Raw genomic sequence first — 18,431 nt, forward strand, 5'->3', positions numbered from 1 at the left:
CCAATGTGTTTATGGGGTGAGTAGGATCTTGCCCATGACTGACCTGTTGTCCAGTTCAGCTAGGGCGGCGGATGCGTCTTCTAATGGGAAGGTCGCGTGGATACGCGGGTTGAGCTTTCCGGCTTTGACGTGAGGAAGCAAGGTCTGCCACTGTTCGTCGATGAGCCCCGGGTTGGGCACGGTTGCCGCACCCCAGCCCACACCTGCAACGGAGATGTTATTCAAAAGCAGACGGTTGACTTTGACTTCTGGGATTCCGCCAGCGGTGAAGCCCAAAACCAGAAGGGTTCCGTACGTAGCCAGGCAGCGAAGTGAGTCAGTGAAGCGATCTCCACCCACAGGGTCTGCGACCAGGTCTACGCCACGGGGTTTGATTTCTTTTACGCGGTCTTTGAAACCATCGGCAAGAACCACGTGTTGTGCGCCGAGCTCCTTCACAATGGCCGCTTTTTCTTCAGTGGATACCACCGCGATAACTTCGGCTTCCATTGCGAGCGCAACCTGAACAAGGGCGCTTCCCAAACCACCTGCTGCGCCGTGGATAAGAACGCTCTGTCCGGCCTGAAGTTTGCCACGGTGACGCAACGCGAAGTCAGCAGTCAGAACGTTCATGGGCATTCCGGCAGCAGCTTCAAAGCTCACTTCGTCAGGGAGTTTGACAGTGTGCGTTGCCGGGGCGACTGCGTATTGTGCCCATGCCCCTTTATCCGTGATGAACGCGACGCGGTCTCCCACCTGGAAGTCGGCCCCCTTGCCAACTGCATGGACGGTACCGGCGCCTTCAGAACCGATGATGAACGGGACTTGGTGTTTGGTTTGGTACATGCCGCGGGTTTGTAGAAGTTCCGGAAATGTCACACCGGCCGTGTGCACTTCAACAACGACGCAACCAGCTGGTGGTTCTGGGATGTCGGCGTCGACAACTTTCAGGGCCTGCGGTCCTGTGAGTTCCGGTAGCTGAACGGCTTTCATGAGTCTCCTTTGACGTATTAGCACCAACGAGCTCATCTTAACGCTCGATCAGTGCGGGAGTGAAAAACTGTGTGACCCGTATCATGGTGTGGTCAAAGGCCTCGTCAGCACAACAGATTTCAGCAGGGTGTGTACGATACTCAAGACTTTGTTAGACGAGAGGACAAAATTTCAATGGCTGAGATCTTTGCTCTACTCATCTTCGTTGCTCTCTTTGCGATCGGCGCCGTTCGAGGTGTGCACATTGGCGTGCTGATGATTGCTGGGGCGGCAGGAACAGGAATCGTTCTCGCGGGGATGGAAGTAAAGGAAATCGTTGAAGGTTTCCCACTGAACATCATGATTCTGCTCGTCGGAGTCACGTATTTCTTTGCGATCGCACAAACTAACGGCACCATTGACGCCCTCATTGATAGAGCACTAACGAAGGTCGGAAACCGAGCCGCCTTGTTGCCACTTGTGTTCTTTCTTCTCACCATGGGAATCGCATCGATGGGTGCGCCACTTGCGGGACTGGTCATGATGCCTGTAGCGATGCAAGTTGCTCGTAGGTACGGGATCGACTTCGCGCTGATGGGCCTGGCTGTGTGTTTCGCGATTGGCGCTGGCGGTTTTGCCCCTACAAGCCTTTACGGCATCGTCACCTACGGAACAGCGCACTCAGCAGGCATATCATTGCACCCGTTTGTTTTGTTTGGAATCGCCGTAGCCACTTACGTGATTATGCTGGCAGTCAGTTACACCATGTTCGGGCGTTCGCTTATGCGCACGCAGACGTCAGCTCAACGTTCGATTGACGTACCGGACCTGGCAACTGCTCGCGCACAGGGCAACCACCCGTCTGAGCAAGAAACGGCTCTCAACCGAGGAAAAGCGTCAATCGCGAGCGGTGATTTTCTTAGCGATGACGACGAAGCAATGTATAGCTCTGCAGACGCTGACAACGAGTCGGTCGCCGTCCAGAAACTCACCACGGTTCAGATCCTGACTGTCGTTATGATCGTCGCTTTGATCGGCGCTGTGATAGCACTCGCGGCTTTTGGCAAGGAGCCTGACATTGGAATTCTTTGCTTTGCGTTTGCTTCCGTATTGACGCTTATCGACCCTTCTACAGGAAAGAACTCAGTCAGCAAGATCGACTGGTCGACCGTCCTTCTCGTGGGCGGGATCATCACATTCGTGGGAGTTCTCGAGCACATGGGGGCGGTCGACCTTCTGGGAGAGGCCGCTAAATCGGCGGGATCGCCCATTGTTGCGGCTTTTGTTCTGTGCCTTGTGGGAGGTCTGGTTTCAGCTTTTGCTTCGACCACGGGGATCCTAGCCGCGCTTGTTCCTCTCGCGTTACCACTGATTGCAGATGGAAGCCTTCCAGGCTGGGCACTCATCGCTGCGCTCGGAATTTGCTCAGCGGTGGTCGATGTCAGCCCGTTTTCCACTTTGGGCGCCACGGTTGTCGCAACAGCTCCAGAAGAAGACAAACCCAGGTTGGTTCGAGTGCTCACTCGATTTGGGCTTTCAATGGTAGTGATTGGGCCAGTTGCATTGATCGGTTTGCTTGTCGTGCCAACTATGCTTGCAAGCTAGTTCGGTATGTCCAGCCCTTTTGACAGCACCACAAATTCCAGATCATCACGCAGGGGCGTACCAAAACGCTCATCACCGTACGGGAACGGTTCAGTCTCCCCAGTGGGCTCGTATCCTCTGCGCCTGTAGAACTCAATCAGTTCACTGCGCTGTCGAATCACGGTCATCTTGATACTGCGCACACCCCACTGGGAACGCACCCAGTTTTCTGCCCACGCCATCAACCGCGAACCCAGCCCGCTCCCCTGCTGATCTGGAGACACTGCAAACATGCCCAAGTACGCTTCCCGCTCACTGGTGCGTACCAACTGGACGGACGCGGCAAAGGTAGTTACCGCCTCGGGCGAGGAGGTGCTGGTCTCAGTCGCTCCGGGCACGTGGGCAGGGACCGCGAACACCACGGTGTCGTCCTGGGCGAGCACCTCAGCTGCCATCGTGGCGTCCAGCCGTTGACCAGCCAGCAAATCCGCCTCGGTGGTCCACCCTGCGCGGGAAGCCTCACCTCGGTAGGCGGACTCCACCAACGCGACCCACGGTTCGATCGCCTGGGCGGTCACCCGCACAGGCGTTAAAGCCTCAGCCACGTTCGCCTTTGACCGCTTCGTAAATCGCAGCGGCGACTGCGATGTCTTCCCACGACATTCCGGCCGATTTAAACACCACCGGGGCTCCACTAGCTACGGCACCCGCATCCAGTGAGTGCGCCCATGTGCGGACATCTCCCCATGTCAGGTGCCCTTCGTTGACAGCCTGGATGACGTCACCACACTCCGCCTTCGCCGTAGCCATGCTTTCCACCAGGACGGTCGCCCGGCCTAACAGTTCGCCGGGAAGTTCACGCGCGTCCGGGGTGTGGGAGCCCATCGCTACAACGCAAGCGCTGTCATTGATGAGGGATGCGTCAAAAAGAGGTTCGGACGCCGAGGTGGCAGTCACTACCAGCCCAGCCTCCTGGAGGGCCCCAGTCGCCTGCGAGGACTCAGCGACAATCTGGTCGACTTCGATGCCGTGTGCGTGGGCGTCTTTGACAACCTGGTCACCACGGCCTGGGGTGCGCACGATCACGCTTGTGCGAGTGATAGGGAGGTTCTGGTGGGCTGCGCGAATGTGCGGCACCGCTTGTACGCCGTTGCCAAAAACCACCATGGACAGGCCCTCAGGGTTGCGTGCCCGAGCAAACGGGAGCACTCCGGCAAGAGAGACCGCGGGTGTGCGCAGGTTGGTGAGCGCTACCCCGTCGATGGTTGCGAGTGTGCGGTGAGTAGTGCCGTCTAACAATAGGCACGTTCCTTGGATGAGCGGTTCGCCACGTTCCGGGTTATTTGGCGTGGCGGTGAGTACTTTCACCCCCGCATACGCACCCACCTGGGATGGCATGAAGAGGAACTCACCACCTCGGAGTTCACTACGGGTTCGCACGCCGTCAGTTTCGGGATCAAAGCCGTTTGCCAAGGTGCCTCGCAGGACCTCAACAGCCCCGGCAAAGTCCAAAGCGGCGTCTACTTCGTGAGAATCAATGTGTAAAACTTCCTGACTCGCCATGCTCTCAGCATAACGAACGCATACAGTTGGCTGTATGGAGTTCAACGCAGACGACATCGCAATCGTCCACAACGAAAAAGACCGCCTCTACAGTGTGGAATATCAGGGTGCATCGATTGCATTTTGCTCATACACCGAAGATGCTGAAGCGCGCATCCGCGATTTCAACCACACCGTGACTCAGCCCGAGTACGGCGGGCTCGGGCTTGCAGGCAAGGTTGTCCGGCACGCTCTTGATGACTCGATCAGTGACGGGTTCTCGATCCAAGCTGGATGTTCCTACGTTGAGCACTTCATTGAGAAGAACCCCGAATACAAAGAGCACCTGGCTTAAAACCATACCTGTCTAAAACAGAACCCCTAGCTGAAACAAACACAACCGGCTAAAAGGAAGGGCACAACATGGACGTGCAGAGCATTATCGACAAGGTACCTACCGGCCTTTACATCAACGGGCAGTGGCGTGATGCCGAAGGTGGCAACACGTTTGAGGTGGAAAACCCCGCAACCGGTGACGTGATCGCACGCGTTGCTGACGGAACTCAAGAGGACGCCCTTGAGGCCATCAGGGTTGCCGGTGACACCCAAAAGGAATGGGCAGCAACGGCTCCGCGCGAACGCTCTGAGGTTTTGCGACGCGCTTTTGAGATTCTCATGGAACGTCAGGACGACATTGCTGCAGTGATGTGCTCTGAAATGGGTAAGTCACTCACTGAGTCCAAGGGCGAGGTCGCCTATGGCGCCGAATTTTTCCGCTGGTTTGCGGAAGAAGCAGTGCGTGTTGGTGGCGACTTCACGATGTCCACCGACGGCAAGACACGCCTCATGGTTTCGCGTGAACCCGTTGGACCGTGCGTGCTGGTCACACCGTGGAACTTCCCGCTGGCGATGGGCACCCGCAAGATCGGTCCAGCCATTGCCGCCGGGTGCACCATGGTGTTCAAACCCGCCAAGCTCACCCCACTGACCTCACTCATGTTGGTACAGGCCTTAGAGGACGCGGGCCTTCCCGCCGGCGTTCTCAACGTGGTGACATCCAAGTCAGCGAGCCGCGTTGTCACTCCGTGGATGGAATCCGGGATTGCTCGCAAAGTGTCCTTTACCGGATCAACCGGTGTGGGCATTGGGCTGCTGGAACAGGCGGCGCAGAATGTCATGAAGTCGTCCATGGAATTGGGCGGAAACGCTCCGTTCGTGGTGTGCGAAGACGCTGACCTAGACGCAGCCGTCGAAGGCGCCATGCTTGCCAAGATGCGCAACATTGGTGAAGCGTGCACGGCCGCCAACCGCTTCTACGTCCACGAGTCCCTGGCGCAGGACTTCGCTGCGAAGATGGTCGAGCGCATGGAAGCGCTCAAGGTAGGCAACGGCATTGAAGAAGGTGTGGATATTGGGCCGCTGGTCGAAGAATCCGCACGCGACAAGGTCGACAGCCTGGTCAGCGACGCTGTTGCCAAGGGCGCAAAGGTCGCGACGGGTGGGAAGAAGATCGACGGCCCGGGCTACTTCTACCAGCCCACCGTTTTGACCGATGTCCCCCGCGACGCTGACATCGCAGTCGAAGAGATCTTTGGCCCGGTAGCCCCGATCTTCACGTTCACCAGCGACGACGAAGCGATTGAGCAGGCCAACTCCACGGACTTTGGACTGGCTGGCTACATCTTCACACAGTCCCTGGACCGCGGTCTGCGCCTGTCTGAACAGCTGCAGGTTGGCATGGTGGGCTTGAACACCGGCCTGGTGTCGAACCCCGCAGCGCCGTTCGGCGGCGTCAAGCAGTCCGGCCTGGGCCGTGAAGGCTCCAACGTCGGAATCGACGAATACCTCGAAGTGAAGTACGTGGCCACACCGCGAAGCTAAGGACGGTTCATACGATTGGAGCTCGGATGCTTACTGCAAGCATCCGAGCTCCAGCCGTTTCTAGACGGTTACAGCAAGAATTATGCGCGGCGACGCGCCAGAACGTCGTCCACCACGGCCCGAGCGTTGTCGTTTGCCAGCTTCTTGTCTGAGCGGATCGCCGCCTTGCCGTGACGCAAAGCTGCCGAGTCCTTAGCCGCGTCCTCGAGCTCGGGGCGGGCGCCCACCTCGGCGGCAAACGCCCGCGCCAGCTCTTCACGGTCAGATGGGGAAACGCCGTAAGAGGTCTGCGCTGCCTCCACCTTGCCCGAGGTGGTTGCCTGCTCCGCGTGCGCCTTTGTGACGTACGTGGGGGCCGGCATGTCCTTGGGGAACCAGCCTTTGCCTTGGCTGAGTTCTTCGAACTTTTCACCCAAGTGAAGTTCCGGTGCCTCGGAGGCTTCTTTTACGCTGAGGCTCTGGTCTGTTGAGGACGGCGAGTTCTGCGCAACAGTGTGTTTCTCAGTCTGTTCGGAGTCACGTGTTGCGTCCTGCTTTGGCTCTGCCGGCCTTGGTTCAGTTGCTTTACTCTGTGCTGTGTCGCGTGCCTGGTCCTTGACGACTGGGATTTCGGACGTGATCGCCCCTGCCACCGCGACTCGTGGTTTTGCAGCACTTTCGCGCGCAACAGGCGTTGCTTTTTCCGCACGCACTTTCTGCGCACCTCGCGCTTTTTCAGCACTAACTTTGCCGCCACCTCGGGAAACTTCAGCAGAGGCCTCAACAGAAGCAGGCTCGTTCACACTGTTCAGCGCAACCACCCCGGTGAGGCATGCAAGCGAAGCGGCCAGGGTGAGCACCGGCGCGGCGAAGCTCAAAGGGCCAAAAATCGAAAACGCACCCGTAACCACGGCCACCACAAACAGTCCCATGAATCCAAGGGCCAGCAGTCGCTTGAGCTTGTTCGTTTCGTGCTGACCTGGCGCGGAAACACCACCCTGCCGTGGGGCAGCCTCAGCCTTAATGACTGTGGGCTTCGTAGCTTTTGCTGGCGTGCCCTTCACAGGGGTTTTACCTCCAGCTGTTTTGCCCGTGGTCTTCGCCGAATGCAGCTTAGCTGCGTGAGGCTGAGGCGTGTGAGGCTTTGAGCCGTGAGACTGCGGAGTTTGGGGCTTAGGTGTGTGTGCGGTCATGCGAATGTCCAATGGTCGGTGTGAAACAGCGACGGAGTCCATCCCGGATGCTGGGGCTAAGTACACGTGATCGTGGGCTTCTTCGTGAGCCAACTCTTCTGTGTCCAGCCCGCCAGCAAGTACGGTGAGTTCAGGCTCAGGCCTGCGCAAAGAAATACTCGGCGGCTGCGTCGCAAACGGAACGCCAGCTTCCGGAATGTCCGCGAGCTCACCGGTGAGTAGCGTGTGTGGCTGGGACGCTTGGCCATCGCAGTGTGTGCGCGAACCTGTTCGTGGGTCGCGAGCTGACGGCGGCACCGTGTCCGCGTCACCTGCTTTGGCCACCCCTTTAACCAGGGAAGGTAACGCGAACACAAGCACTCCGATGATGATGAGGATGACGATACTTGTGTCCACATTCTTACCTTAAGAGCAATGTGATTCACGGCTGAGGACCATGCGCGGAGTGTTGCGAAAGCCTCCTGTTATTCGCGTGACTTGCGTGGCTCAGTATTTCGCCTGCACCGAGTCATGAGTCCTTCTGGCACCTCTGTTGAAAGCAATGCAAAAGTGCGGTGGTCGGCCCACTCCCCGTTGATGTGCATGTACTCTCTTCGCACGCCTTCTTCCCTGAATCCCAGCTTTTCGACCACCCGCAGGCTCGCCGCGTTTTCCGGTCGAATGTTGATTTCCATGCGGTGAAGTCCCAGCTCAAAAAAGCAGAAATCTGTTGCCAGGGCAACGGCCCGAGGTGTATATCCCCTGCCTGCTACCCGCGAGTCGATCCAGTACCCCAGCGACGCCGACCTCAGCGAGCCCCAACTGATCCCACTGACGGTGAGCTGACCTCGGAAACGGCCGTCCACAATCAGTGCATACGGAAGTAGTTCGCCCCGCTTGCCAGCGCTGTTCAGCGATTTGCGCAGACGCGAAAACGTGGGAATGCTCCCCTCCCAGCCCGGGGTGGTCGCTTCCCACGGTTCCAGCCACTGGGCGTTGACGGACCGGACCTCAACATACTCGCGCTTGTCCGTCCGCAGAAGCGGGCGCAAAGTCAGGTCTGCGTCGATCAGCCGAGACGGCCACCAATCCACCATGGCTAATCGCGAGAACGCTTGGGCATTCGAAGAATTGTGGCGGTGTCCGTGTCATTCTCGCTCACCGGCCCGTCTGCGCTTCCCGCCGCCGTCAACTGTGGCTTGGGTGGCTGAGGGTTAGGGTCCATGAGCTCAGCGTAGGCCGGCAAGATTTCAATAAACGTTTCCGTTAGAGCACCCGAATTCGCCGGCAATGTCATCACTAACGTGCGCCCCATCCAACCGGCAACCATGTGTTCGAACAACGCCCGAGTATGCCCCGATTCCATGAGCACATCACGCGCCAGGTTCACCACACCGGGAGTTCGGGAATCGAGCTCGAGTTCAATCGTGTGGCACACAGGGTCGATGGACCGTACCGGCAAATCACCCAGGTAAATAAGAAGGTCCAGCGAACCTCTGGCCTTTGTGAGGAGGCCACTCATGTCCTGGGCGTTTTCAACCGGGTGTTCAATCGCGTTGAACTCATTCACTGAGCACACGTACAACGCGTGCTTGAGAGTCTGTGGCGAAACCACCGCAGGATCATACGCGATAACCGCGCTGAACTGCGGTGGTTCAAACTGGCCAGCTGTCACTTAAGACCCGCAACGTATTCGGTCAGCCACGCGTTGAGTTCCTCGCCGAGGTCGTCCCTGCGCCCAGCCAACGTCACCACCGCTTTGAGATAGCTGAGTTTGTCACCGGTGTCGTAGCGGTCACCGCTGAAGACCACGCCGTAAACCCCGTTCGAGTTGGGGTCTTCAGCCAGAGTCTTCAGAGCGTCAGTCAGCTGGATCTCATTTCCTCGTCCGGGTGGGGTGTTATGCAAAACTTCGAACACCTCGGGCGCCAAAACATAACGGCCAATAACTGCCAGATTTGACGGAGCTTCATCAACCGCAGGCTTCTCAACCAGGTCAGTGATCTTCACGGCGTTCTCAACGCCTGTGTCTTCCACCGCTGCGCATCCATAGAGGTTGATGCTGTCTGCGGGCACCTCCATGAGGGCAACAACTGAACCACCGGTTGCTTCCTGGACCGCCATCATCGTGGGCAGGATCGGGTTGTTCTCATCGATGAGATCGTCGCCCAGAAGAACAGCGAACGGTTCATCACCCACGTGCTGTTCACCCTTAAGCACTGCGTGTCCCAAGCCCAGCGGGTCACCCTGGCGCACGTAGTGAATGTCTGCGAGTTCGGAAGCGTGCTGAACTGAGCGCAACTTCTTGTCGTCGCCCTTTGCCTTGAGCGCTGCTTCCAAACCGTCAACCTTGTCGAAGTGGTCCTCCAGCGGGCGCTTGTTACGTCCGGTCACCATGAGCACGTCGTGAATACCAGCGTTGACTGCTTCCTCAACCACGTACTGAATGGCCGGCTTATCGACGACCGGCAACATTTCTTTTGGAGTCGCCTTGGTTGCGGGCAGGAATCGGGTTCCCAAACCAGCAACGGGAATGACGGCTTTTTTAACAGACTTCGTGTTACTCATGCCCTCATTCTAAGGTGCTGGTATGGAAGGAACGGTGGCACACGCCCGTAAGAAAGAGTTGCGTCAGCGAATTAGGTCACGCCGGAGCACTTTATCCGCAGACCATCCAGCGCGTTCAGAGTTGAACGCTCAGGTCAGCGCGCTCATTGAGTCTGTTATGAGGGAAGGTGCGCACCTCAACATCTTGGCGTACGCGAGCATTGCGCATGAACCGTCCATTGACGATGCCCTTGACCAGGCGCGGACTAACGGGGCGCGCGTGTATCTCCCCGTGGTGACAGGGGCGGGCGAACCGTTGATGTTTGGGGAGGCGACCGTGCCGATGAAGGAACTCACCCCGGCGGGCACGTGGGGTATCCGTGAACCGCGCCCAACTGTGGGTGCAGAACAACTTGTCAGCGACCTCGGCCTTGCCTTGATTCCAGGGCTGAGCTTCTCAGCTGAAGGCGACCGCCTGGGCAACGGCGGCGGGTTCTACGACCGCACGTTTGGGCCGCAAGGGGTTGCACCTCTGCTGCGCGAGCCCGGGCGCCACCTGCCGCTGAGCGCGGGAGTGTGCTTCGAAGCTGAGTACGGCGGGAAGTTCCCTGTCGCTGCGTGGGACTTGCGCGTTGATGCCGTTGTGACCGAAGAGGGACTGCGCACGGTGTAGCTGGTTGCTTTGGTGGTTGGCGGCGCTGGCGGTTGGCGGCGCTGGCGGTTGGCGACGCTGGCGGTTGGCGTGACACATTCGGTATCACGCATGTGTGCATATAATTGGGCGGTCAGAAAGGTTGATAATGCCCACGTACTCCTATGCATGCCGCGAATGTGATCACGCGTTCGATATCCACCAAAGCTTCAGCGACGACTCGCTGACCACCTGCCCAGCATGTGGCAAGGAATCCTTGCGCAAAGTCTTCGGCTCAGTGGGTGTGACGTTTAAGGGCTCGGGTTTCTACCGCACTGACTCGCGTAGTGGCGGGTCTGGTTCGAGCTCTGGTTCGGGTGGAGCTTCTGGGTCAGCAAGTGGCAGTGGCTCAAGCTCTGATTCAGGCGCTAGTTCAGGTGGGGGCTTAAGTTCTTCTGGCTCATCGAGTTCATCCAGTTCCTCCGGCTCTAGTTCCTCAGGGTCCTCGGTTTCCTAGACCCCAGTGGGGCTCCCAGGCTCAACCGGGCTTTGCCCCTTTCAACTGAACGGCACAGGTGAACGAGTTTTCCACAGATTCACCAAGGCCCTTCCCGTAGACGCTTTGCGCTTTCACACTTGATGTATGAACACATGGTTGAAGCGCCTAACCGGCTCCACGGAAAAGAAAAGTCCAAACGCACCACCACGCCGGCTTACGCATACGCAACGTCGGCTACTGGCAGCGGTGTGCGCAGGGCTGGCAACTGTCACGCTCGTTATGGTACTCCTCCCCCGCTCCCACGGCGATCGCATCGTCGTAGCGCACACGCGCATCGACCCTGGCACTGTCATCACCGCCCGCCTTGTCACAACCCGAGTCTTCCCACCGCAACTGATACCTGAAAACGCGGTCACCGACCCAGCGCAGGTAGTCGGAACGACCTCGGCGTCTTCCCTTGATGCCGGCACGCCCGTAACCACAACAGCGCTGCTGGAGTCCGCGCCTGCAAACATCCCACCAGGGCACGTACGGGTACCCATCAGCGTGAGCGACCCCGCAACCACCTCGGTGCTGCGGCCCGGCCACCGCATTCAGGTGTATTCCTCAACATCGGAAGAAGCGAACTCGCTGGTAGACGACGCACTGGTCGTCTCAGTCACTACCGCGAACGACCAGTTCACGGGCCAAACCAGTGTCGTCACAATCGCGGTTAGTCAGGAGGACGCACCGAAGTTAGCGGGCAATGCAGGGCTGAGTTTTGGATTGCTCGGGGAAACTGAGACACAGAACACCTCATGATGTGTTTTTCGTAACTAAACGGGCATAGACAAGAAGTTGAGCCTTGAACTTTGGTAAATTAGCAGTGCGCAAGTGAGCGCAAAATCCAGTTCATTCTTTCGGCACCAATCTGGCGTGCCCGTTGAAAGGCAGATATGTTTAAAGGTTTTAGAGATTTCATTCTGCGCGGAAACGTCATCGAATTGGCGACCGCCGTTATTATCGGTGGCGCGTTCACCGCAATCGTTACCGCTGTTTCGGACAAGATCATCAACCCGCTGATCGCTGCCGTCGGTTCGCCTGAAGTAGGCGGGCTTGGATTCCGCATCCGCCCTGAGCGCGCCGAAACGTTTGTTGACTTTGGTGCAGTTATCACCGCAGCGATCAACTTCCTCATCGTTGCTGCTGTTGTGTACTTCATCATCATCATGCCAATGAACCGCCTCAACGAATGGCGCAACCGCAACGCTGATGAAGAAGAAGTACCGCCAACTAGCGAAGAACTGCTCACCGAAATTCGCGACCTCCTGGTTGCTCAGAACCAGAGCGCTGGAATTCCGGGTGAAGCTCACGCAAACAGCGTTGCATCTGAAGACGCTGACACCAACCTTGGTGAAGCTGGCAAGCACTAAGCCTTCCACCTGATAAGTTTTACGCGGGCGCCCCGCATTGATGTGCGGGGCGCCCGCTTGTGCTTACCCACGTTTAGGCGGTGTAAACAACTGATCGCCCCAGTGTGGAGGCTTCTCGTGCGACAGTCCAGAGTCGCCCGTCACGGTCTCCCCTGATCGGTTACCCAACAAACGTCGGTACTTTTCTTTCGCCTGTTGGGCTCGTTTCCGACGCTGGGATTCTGACGGTTCTTCCGAACTACCCTTACGCGTCGCCACGCTTGTCGTCTCGCTCGCCTTCACGTTCGCTCGCACTTTCACCCGTGCCTTCGCGCTCATCTTCGCGAAGGCCAGCATCGATCAAGTCTTCATCCCGCAGAACGCCCGTGTCATACGTTGGCATGATCGCGTCCTGGTCGAGCTCGTGCTCTTCACCACCTCGGCCATTTTCAGAACCTTCATGCGACTGCTCTTCAAACACGGCTTTCGCACGCGCCTGCGCCTCACGGTAGCGACGCACAGCCTTAGCGATGGTGTCGTTGAGATCAGTGTGCCCACGGTAAGCCAGTGCATTCTTCAACTGGTGTTCAAGTTCAGTGTCGTCACGGAACTGGTTGTCCGACTGGATCCATTCGAGCATCTGATGAAGATCAGACTCGGAGTACGCGTGCAGGGGCAAGCCCGGAGTCACTTGAGGACGTGAACCCCGGCGTCCTGTCACGACCGAAGCTGCCCGCGCGGCATCCAACACCGACTGCGGCGAGTGTGCTTCGACCGATACGCGCCACAAATCAAACATGCGTTGAGCAACCGCTTGCGGGTTAACAAACGCGTCCATCGACCACATGCGTGCACACGTCCAACCGCGACGTTCAAGCGAGTCACGGCGTAGACGTTCGCGTTCACGCACACTCGGGGTCGACGCGTAGGCGGGGCCATCAGTTTCAATCGCCAATGCCATGCCCTGTTCCACGGTCTTTCCAACCGGCACCGCAATGTCGATACCGTTGTAGTTCACAATGGGGTGAGCACCCAGCTTGCGCATACGTTCAGCGATGTCGACGACCAGCGGGCTTGGAGCGTCTGTACTGCTTCCAGCGCCCGTGCCAGTACCTGCACCCGTGCCACGGCTACTTGCCGCATCGGAACCCTGTTCGCCACCTCGGGCCGCTTCACTGCGTGAGGCCGCAACAACAGCGGTGATGAGCTCGAGCAAATACCGTGACCCATGCTTGAGGCGTGACCGCTCCAGATCAGTGGGCCCGTAACTGGACACCAGGGTCAGCTTCCGTCGGGCCCGCGTAACAATCGCAGCCAAAAGCTTCTCACTGTCTGGCTCTTCAAGCGAGCCAAAGTTGTACAAGACTCGACCCTGGAGAGTCCGCCCGTAACCCACGGAGAAAATGACCGCGTCACGTGCAAAACCTTGTACACGCTCAACATCGGTGACAACAAAAGGCTCTTTTGTTGTGTCGGTAAAGAACGACGCCACGTACGGGTACTGACGAATCGCCGACTGAACCGCTGACGCGACACGCTGCGCATGCCACGGCGTCAGGGTGATCACCGCAAGGGACTGGCGTGGTTTGGTTCGAGCGTGACGCAACACCAGGTCCACCACGCGGGAAACTTCCTGATCAGGACTCTCCACCTGGCCTGTGACAGAGTCTGGCACGCCAGTCGCATCCGGAACGTACGCAAATTCCAGCCCAGTGCCCTCGCTGGTGCGGGCGGTGGGCAAGGACGAAATCGCCGAGTCGTAGAAGTGCCCGTTCACTAAGTCAAGCAACCCTTGTGGGGCGGCTCGGTGGTACGTGCGTAATCCCTTGAGCGGTAAGAATTCCGCCAGCTCAGTGAACACGCTGGTCGAAGACGGCTGCGTTGGAGCCGCGTGACGGTTCACGCTCACAGAAAACGGCTTGGGTCCAGGTAGTCGAGAGTCACCTAGAGCCACAACTTGGCGGGCTCGTGCGATTGCGGGCAGCGCTTCAGGAACTGACAGTCGCGCCGCGTCGGCAACGATGACCACGTCAAAAAATTCTTGCGTCGCAAACACGTTGGGAACTTCAAACGGGCTCATCATCCATACTGGCGCCAACGCTGACAACACCCGAGGCGCCTCAAGCGCAAGTTGTTGAAGGTGCAGATGAGGTGCGCGCAGTGCGATGCGCACAATTTCCGCTTCAGCTTTAAAACTTGCGATTGCGCGCCGCCACCCAGCGGCGTGGGCATACATGAGGCGTTGCCCGCCGGCTTTCACGAACTCCCGGTCAGCGTCGCGGAACTCCCTGACTAAATGGTCCAGTTCACGAGTGTCGTGTCCACTGATCAGCGCGTCGGCAGCTGCCATTTGTTGCAGCACTGTCGCCCAGTAGGCGAGGTCGAACTCGGCGCCCACACCGGCGTGCCGGACCTTGCGTGCGCGCAAGTCGTCGAGCAGGTCTCCCAGTCCGGCTTCGCGTAGTTTGTCGTCCGCCGAGGTGCGTGCCGGCAAATCCGCCAGTGCGGCCCGGTCTTCGCCCATTGCGCTCAAACGGGCTTGGAGTTCTTCGACCAGCATGCGTCCAAGGTTTCCGCCGTCAGGGGTGTCGTCCATGATGGGGTCGAGTTGACGCAGTTTGATGTCGAGTTCTTGGTGCACGTCGAACGCCTCATCTGCTCCGTCAACGGCGTGCGGGGCTTTCGACGTGTCGCGTGTGAGTCGGTACCACTGGTCGCGGAGTTTGCGGACGCCTTGGAGTTCTTCGTGTAGGTCAACAATGGGACCACGGGCGAGTGCCGCTGCCTCTTTTTTCAGGCGGGCACGTTCGAACATGCCCTGGTCGATGTTGTGTTGCCTACGGTACTTACCAGTTCCCGTCGCTGCGATGAGCTCTTCCAAGTTGGCGTCGAACACCTGTTCAGTGAATCGTTTGAGCATGCGTGACACGTCAACGATGGTTTCTAGGCACTTACCCCATGCGTCGACGTTGCGAGCCGGGTTCATGCCGGCTGCGCGCAAAACAGGCTCGGCTTGCTTAGTCAGTTCTGTGACCAGGCGGGCTGCTCGTTCGGCGGTGGCTCGGGCGGTTTCGGCGTCTTCGTCGTTGGCGAACCGGGCTCCAAACCACACGGTGTCTTCCACGTCCATTGTGAAAGCGCCCAGGTCAGATAGTTTGAGCAGGTCTCCCCGGAGTGTGTCGCGCCCAGCAGAGTCAAGTTTCATGACTCGGTCGTCGAACCGCACGTCTGTGAGCGGCCCCGGGTCTGAGGCTGTGAGTGCGGCGAGGTGTTCCAGGGTGGCAAAGACCGAGGTGCCCCACGGCTCCCGTTTTTGGTGCAGGGACGCTGTGTGTGCGTTAAGCCGCTCACGGGTGTAGGTGAGTTTCTGGAGCAGTTGGTTGAGGTCTGGTTTGGAGCTTCGTTCTGCGGAAATAATGAGTGACACGAGCTGCTTTTTTAGGTCACTCATGCGTTCTCGTCCGTCAACGACGAAGTTCCGCACCCCGGCGTCGTCGAGACGTTTAGCGTAGTCGTCGAGTGCGTCTGAGCTTTGTGCAACGTAGAGCACACTCTTACCCGCGTGGGCCAGTGAGGTTGCGAGTGCTGTTGCCACTTGAGTGGCGCCTGTCCCGGGTGGGGTGTCTACAACAAACGATTCCCCCGCTAGCGCCGCGTCGACGACGGCCTGTTGGTCACCGTCCACGTCCAGGGCCAGGAATTCTGACGACGGCGAGCGGTCTGGCAGACGTGGGGTCGTCTGCACGTCCAGCGAGGAGCGGAATTCACGCCTTTTGCGCAACCGCTTCTGTTTTTTCTCCCCCGAGGTCTTAAGCGTTGAGCCCGCGTCTTCAGATTTCGCAGAGTCTGCGTTGGCTCCCAGGGTGGGAAGGTTCTTCGTGTTGGCGTCAGAAACACCGGCAGACAGTCCGGGTTTCTTCGCCGAGGTCGTCGCCACCTCTGCGCTTCCTTTCCCTCCCCCTGCGGTGGGTGCAGGGGCAGGGTCACTGGAACCACCTCGGGACAGGGAGCGCCGAGCGTCAGCGTCGCCTGCCAGGGCGCGCACAACAGGGTGGTCCAATGGCAGGTCGTCACGGCCGAAAGGGGTGGTGATGTTGGCGAATGTGGACACCACGAGCCGTTGGGTGACGAGCAGGCCGGGGACCGACCGGGTTGCTGTGCGCAGTCGCTTGTACACACCGGTGGGGTCGAAGCCGTGCGACTCTTGGGTGGAGGCGATCCATTCGTCGGTGTCAATGTGAACGTTGTGGTGTTTGTGCAGATATTCCACCAGGGCCGGGTTGACCACGGTGTCGTTGGCCAGGGTGATTTCGAAGTCTTCGACGTTGGTGCCGCGGGGCACGAGCTCAACGTGGCGCAAGAGAATGGGCGCGGAGTAGTCGGTGCGAGTACCGTCAATGTCGCGGGACCACTGAGCGAAACCAATGGCGAGGTGCGCGGTGTGAATTCCGCGTTCATAAGACAGCTGATCAGCCTTGTGGCGAATTGATTTGACTCGGCGGCGGGCATCCGCGAGCTGTTCGGTGTTGCGGATGAGGCTGGACAGGCGCGTTGCACGCCCGGCAAGCAGTTGCGCTACACCAGAGGGGTGGGCGCCAGAGAGGTCGAGCGAGCCCTCGCGCGAGTCACGAAACTTCAGCATCGTGTCTCGGCCACCGATTTTTGTGGCACGTTCGTTCCACTCGGCGACTGCAGAGTTAATAGAGGAATTGCTCATAGACACATCGCAACACTATCTGTTTTCACGCTTCGCTTAGTGGTGCCACACCGCCTACTCCACACCTACTCCACACCGTGGACAACGTTTCACGAATATGTGACTTAGCGCATAAGCTGGCCGGGATGGGTTCTACCGCACGAGGAGAAAAATGAACGACGCAGTTATTGTTGCCGCTCGCCGCACCCCCACCGGTAAGCGCGAAGGAATGCTCAGTGGAATTCACCCGGCAGACCTTTCGGCTCTGGTGATTGAAGACATCGTTTCGACTACTGGCATTGACCCCAACCTGATTGACGACGTCGTGTGGGGTTGTGTCACGCAGGCCGGCGAGCAGACGGGCGACATTGCACGCACCGCAGCTCTTTCTGCTGGTCTTCCTGAGTCCGTCACGGGTGTGACTGTTGACCGTCAGTGTGGGTCGTCCCAGCAGGCACTGCACTTTGTTGCCGCTGGTGTTGCGTCTGGCCAGTATGACATCGCGATTGCTGGAGGTGTCGAGTCCATGTCGCGTAACCCCATGTTCTCGTCCTCGATGGGCAAGTCGCTGTATGGAACCAAATTCAAAGACCGTTACCCAGGTGATGACCCAAACCAGGGTATTGGCGCTGAAATGATTGCTGAAAAGTGGGGCTTCTCGCGCACGGAGTTGGACGAGTTCGCTGTGCGTTCGCACGAACTCGCTGCGGCTGCGACTGACGCTGGCGCGTTTGAGTCTCAGATCATTCCGGTGGAAACGGAAAATGGCACGGTGTCCACTGATGAGGGCATCCGCCGAGGTGGCAGTGTAGAAAAGCTTGCGAAGCTACAGACCGTGTTTAAGGAAGACGGTGTTATTCACGCTGGTAACGCGTCGCAGATTTCCGACGGTTCCGCTGCGATGTTGGTAATGACATCACAGCGCGCTAAGGAACTAGGGCTCACGCCTCTGGTTCGTGTTCACACTGCTGTGCTGGCTGGGGACGATCCTGTCATGATGCTCACCGCTCCGATCCCGGCAACGGCGAAGGCGCTGAAGAAGTCGGGCCTGTCAATTGACGACATTGGAACGTTTGAGATTAACGAAGCGTTCGCACCTGTTCCGCTTGCGTGGTTGAAGGAAACTGGCGCTAACCCTGAGCGGCTGAACCCGCACGGTGGCGCGATCGCACTGGGTCACCCGCTGGGTGGTTCGGGCGCTCGCCTGATGACGACCATGATTCACAACATGGTAAACAACAACATCAAGTACGGCCTGCAGTCGATGTGTGAAGGCGGCGGCCAAGCCAACGCAACGATCCTGGAACTGCTGTAAGCCTGCAGAAAACCAGTAGGCCAAACCGAGCAGAGTGAGTGGGACGGCGCAAAATCCGCGCTGTCCCACTCACTTTGCGCTACCGGCCCTTATACCTCGATCCGACGACCTGGTAGTATTGCCTGGTCTAGTTGCCCCCGTAGCTCAGGGGATAGAGCACGGCTCTCCTAAAGCCGGTGTCGCGTGTTCGAATCACGCCGGGGGCGCACCAGAAAACGAACACAAAAGTGGCCCCGGCATCTG

16 protein-coding genes and 1 tRNA gene are annotated in these 18,431 nt (G+C 58.5%); 9 read left to right on the top strand and 8 right to left on the bottom strand.

Annotated features, from left to right (window positions below; all coding sequences use genetic code 11):
• Nucleotides 1-9 precede the first annotated feature (9 nt).
• Nucleotides 10-972, bottom strand: a complete 963-nt coding sequence (locus HMPREF0183_RS09190; protein WP_040348767.1) for an NADPH:quinone oxidoreductase family protein — start codon at nt 970-972, stop codon at nt 10-12.
• A 174-nt stretch (nt 973-1,146) separates the two neighbouring features.
• Here HMPREF0183_RS09190 and HMPREF0183_RS09195 point away from each other — a divergent pair, with 174 nt between their 5' ends.
• Nucleotides 1,147-2,556, top strand: a complete 1,410-nt coding sequence (locus HMPREF0183_RS09195) for an SLC13 family permease (RefSeq protein WP_005885259.1) — start codon at nt 1,147-1,149, stop codon at nt 2,554-2,556.
• Here the strand turns inward: HMPREF0183_RS09195 and HMPREF0183_RS09200 are convergent.
• Complete coding sequence (locus HMPREF0183_RS09200; protein WP_005885260.1) at nt 2,553-3,140, bottom strand: GNAT family N-acetyltransferase; 588 nt, start codon at nt 3,138-3,140, stop codon at nt 2,553-2,555. The genes HMPREF0183_RS09195 and HMPREF0183_RS09200 overlap by 4 nt on opposite strands.
• Nucleotides 3,133-4,098 carry an ornithine cyclodeaminase family protein gene (locus tag HMPREF0183_RS09205; RefSeq protein ID WP_005885262.1) on the bottom strand — a complete coding sequence of 322 codons (966 nt, stop codon included), beginning with the start codon at nt 4,096-4,098 and terminating at the stop codon, nt 3,133-3,135. The genes HMPREF0183_RS09200 and HMPREF0183_RS09205 overlap by 8 nt, the downstream gene beginning before the upstream one ends.
• A 34-nt stretch (nt 4,099-4,132) precedes the next feature.
• Between HMPREF0183_RS09205 and HMPREF0183_RS09210 the strand changes: the two genes are divergently transcribed.
• Complete coding sequence (locus HMPREF0183_RS09210) at nt 4,133-4,432, top strand: GNAT family N-acetyltransferase (RefSeq protein WP_005885264.1); 300 nt, start codon at nt 4,133-4,135, stop codon at nt 4,430-4,432.
• A gap of 68 nt (nt 4,433-4,500) precedes the next feature.
• Complete coding sequence (locus tag HMPREF0183_RS09215; protein ID WP_005885266.1) at nt 4,501-5,958, top strand: NAD-dependent succinate-semialdehyde dehydrogenase; 1,458 nt, start codon at nt 4,501-4,503, stop codon at nt 5,956-5,958.
• An 80-nt stretch (nt 5,959-6,038) separates the two neighbouring features.
• Here HMPREF0183_RS09215 and HMPREF0183_RS09220 read toward each other — a convergent pair whose 3' ends face one another.
• The 4 genes from HMPREF0183_RS09220 to galU form a co-directional block, all read right to left on the bottom strand.
• Complete coding sequence (locus HMPREF0183_RS09220; protein WP_005885268.1) at nt 6,039-7,526, bottom strand: prolipoprotein diacylglyceryl transferase; 1,488 nt, start codon at nt 7,524-7,526, stop codon at nt 6,039-6,041.
• Nucleotides 7,527-7,594: 68 nt separating this feature from the next.
• Nucleotides 7,595-8,206, bottom strand: a complete 612-nt coding sequence (locus tag HMPREF0183_RS09225) for a GNAT family N-acetyltransferase (protein ID WP_005885270.1) — start codon at nt 8,204-8,206, stop codon at nt 7,595-7,597.
• A gap of 2 nt (nt 8,207-8,208) precedes the next feature.
• Nucleotides 8,209-8,784, bottom strand: a complete 576-nt coding sequence (locus HMPREF0183_RS09230; protein ID WP_005885272.1) for a hypothetical protein — start codon at nt 8,782-8,784, stop codon at nt 8,209-8,211.
• On the bottom strand, nt 8,781-9,677 hold the full coding sequence (gene galU, locus HMPREF0183_RS09235; protein ID WP_005885273.1) for a UTP--glucose-1-phosphate uridylyltransferase GalU: 897 nt from the start codon (nt 9,675-9,677) through the stop codon (nt 8,781-8,783). Before galU ends, HMPREF0183_RS09230 begins: the two co-directional genes overlap by 4 nt.
• Before the next feature lie 22 nt (nt 9,678-9,699).
• Between galU and HMPREF0183_RS12245 the strand changes: the two genes are divergently transcribed.
• From HMPREF0183_RS12245 to mscL, 4 genes are all read left to right on the top strand, one after another.
• Entirely contained in the window at nt 9,700-10,329 is a 630-nt protein-coding gene (locus tag HMPREF0183_RS12245) for a 5-formyltetrahydrofolate cyclo-ligase (RefSeq protein ID WP_005885275.1), read from the top strand.
• A 127-nt stretch (nt 10,330-10,456) separates the two neighbouring features.
• Nucleotides 10,457-10,804 carry an FmdB family zinc ribbon protein gene (locus HMPREF0183_RS12600; RefSeq protein WP_005885277.1) on the top strand — a complete coding sequence of 116 codons (348 nt, stop codon included), beginning with the start codon at nt 10,457-10,459 and terminating at the stop codon, nt 10,802-10,804.
• 126 nt (nt 10,805-10,930) lie between these two features.
• On the top strand, nt 10,931-11,587 hold the full coding sequence (locus tag HMPREF0183_RS12250; protein WP_083801489.1) for an SAF domain-containing protein: 657 nt from the start codon (nt 10,931-10,933) through the stop codon (nt 11,585-11,587).
• A gap of 134 nt (nt 11,588-11,721) precedes the next feature.
• Complete coding sequence (gene mscL, locus HMPREF0183_RS09250; protein ID WP_005885282.1) at nt 11,722-12,198, top strand: large conductance mechanosensitive channel protein MscL; 477 nt, start codon at nt 11,722-11,724, stop codon at nt 12,196-12,198.
• Nucleotides 12,199-12,442: 244 nt separating this feature from the next.
• Here the strand turns inward: mscL and HMPREF0183_RS09255 are convergent, their stop codons facing one another.
• The gene (locus HMPREF0183_RS09255) at nt 12,443-16,894 is read right to left on the bottom strand and encodes a DUF4011 domain-containing protein (RefSeq protein ID WP_005885286.1); all 4,452 of its coding nucleotides are present in this window, start codon (nt 16,892-16,894) and stop codon (nt 12,443-12,445) included.
• 151 nt (nt 16,895-17,045) lie between these two features.
• On the opposite strand from HMPREF0183_RS09255, the gene HMPREF0183_RS09260 reads away from it, so the two are divergent.
• Together HMPREF0183_RS09260 and HMPREF0183_RS09265 are read left to right on the top strand one after the other, a co-directional pair.
• The gene (locus tag HMPREF0183_RS09260; protein WP_005885287.1) at nt 17,046-18,188 is read left to right on the top strand and encodes a thiolase family protein; all 1,143 of its coding nucleotides are present in this window, start codon (nt 17,046-17,048) and stop codon (nt 18,186-18,188) included.
• 133 nt (nt 18,189-18,321) lie between these two features.
• A tRNA-Arg gene (locus tag HMPREF0183_RS09265) sits at nt 18,322-18,394 on the top strand.
• Nucleotides 18,395-18,431 lie beyond the last annotated feature (37 nt).

This window comes from Brevibacterium mcbrellneri ATCC 49030 (assembly GCF_000178455.1).
GTDB lineage: Bacteria > Actinomycetota > Actinomycetes > Actinomycetales > Brevibacteriaceae > Brevibacterium > Brevibacterium mcbrellneri.

Excerpts from the sequence above, each read along its gene's own strand:
- HMPREF0183_RS09190 (WP_040348767.1), bottom strand. The coding sequence starts at position 972 with ATGAAAGCCGTTCAGCTACCGGAACTCACAGGACCGCAGGCCCTGAAA.
- HMPREF0183_RS09195 (WP_005885259.1), top strand. The coding sequence starts at position 1,147 with ATGGCTGAGATCTTTGCTCTACTCATCTTCGTTGCTCTCTTTGCGATC.
- HMPREF0183_RS09205 (WP_005885262.1), bottom strand. The coding sequence starts at position 4,098 with ATGGCGAGTCAGGAAGTTTTACACATTGATTCTCACGAAGTAGACGCC.
- HMPREF0183_RS09210 (WP_005885264.1), top strand. The coding sequence starts at position 4,133 with ATGGAGTTCAACGCAGACGACATCGCAATCGTCCACAACGAAAAAGAC.
- HMPREF0183_RS09215 (WP_005885266.1), top strand. The coding sequence starts at position 4,501 with ATGGACGTGCAGAGCATTATCGACAAGGTACCTACCGGCCTTTACATC.
- HMPREF0183_RS09225 (WP_005885270.1), bottom strand. The coding sequence starts at position 8,206 with ATGGTGGATTGGTGGCCGTCTCGGCTGATCGACGCAGACCTGACTTTG.
- galU (WP_005885273.1), bottom strand. The coding sequence starts at position 9,677 with ATGAGTAACACGAAGTCTGTTAAAAAAGCCGTCATTCCCGTTGCTGGT.
- HMPREF0183_RS12245 (WP_005885275.1), top strand. The coding sequence starts at position 9,700 with ATGGAAGGAACGGTGGCACACGCCCGTAAGAAAGAGTTGCGTCAGCGA.
- HMPREF0183_RS12600 (WP_005885277.1), top strand. The coding sequence starts at position 10,457 with ATGCCCACGTACTCCTATGCATGCCGCGAATGTGATCACGCGTTCGAT.
- HMPREF0183_RS12250 (WP_083801489.1), top strand. The coding sequence starts at position 10,931 with ATGAACACATGGTTGAAGCGCCTAACCGGCTCCACGGAAAAGAAAAGT.
- mscL (WP_005885282.1), top strand. The coding sequence starts at position 11,722 with ATGTTTAAAGGTTTTAGAGATTTCATTCTGCGCGGAAACGTCATCGAA.
- HMPREF0183_RS09255 (WP_005885286.1), bottom strand. The coding sequence starts at position 16,894 with ATGAGCAATTCCTCTATTAACTCTGCAGTCGCCGAGTGGAACGAACGT.
- HMPREF0183_RS09260 (WP_005885287.1), top strand. The coding sequence starts at position 17,046 with ATGAACGACGCAGTTATTGTTGCCGCTCGCCGCACCCCCACCGGTAAG.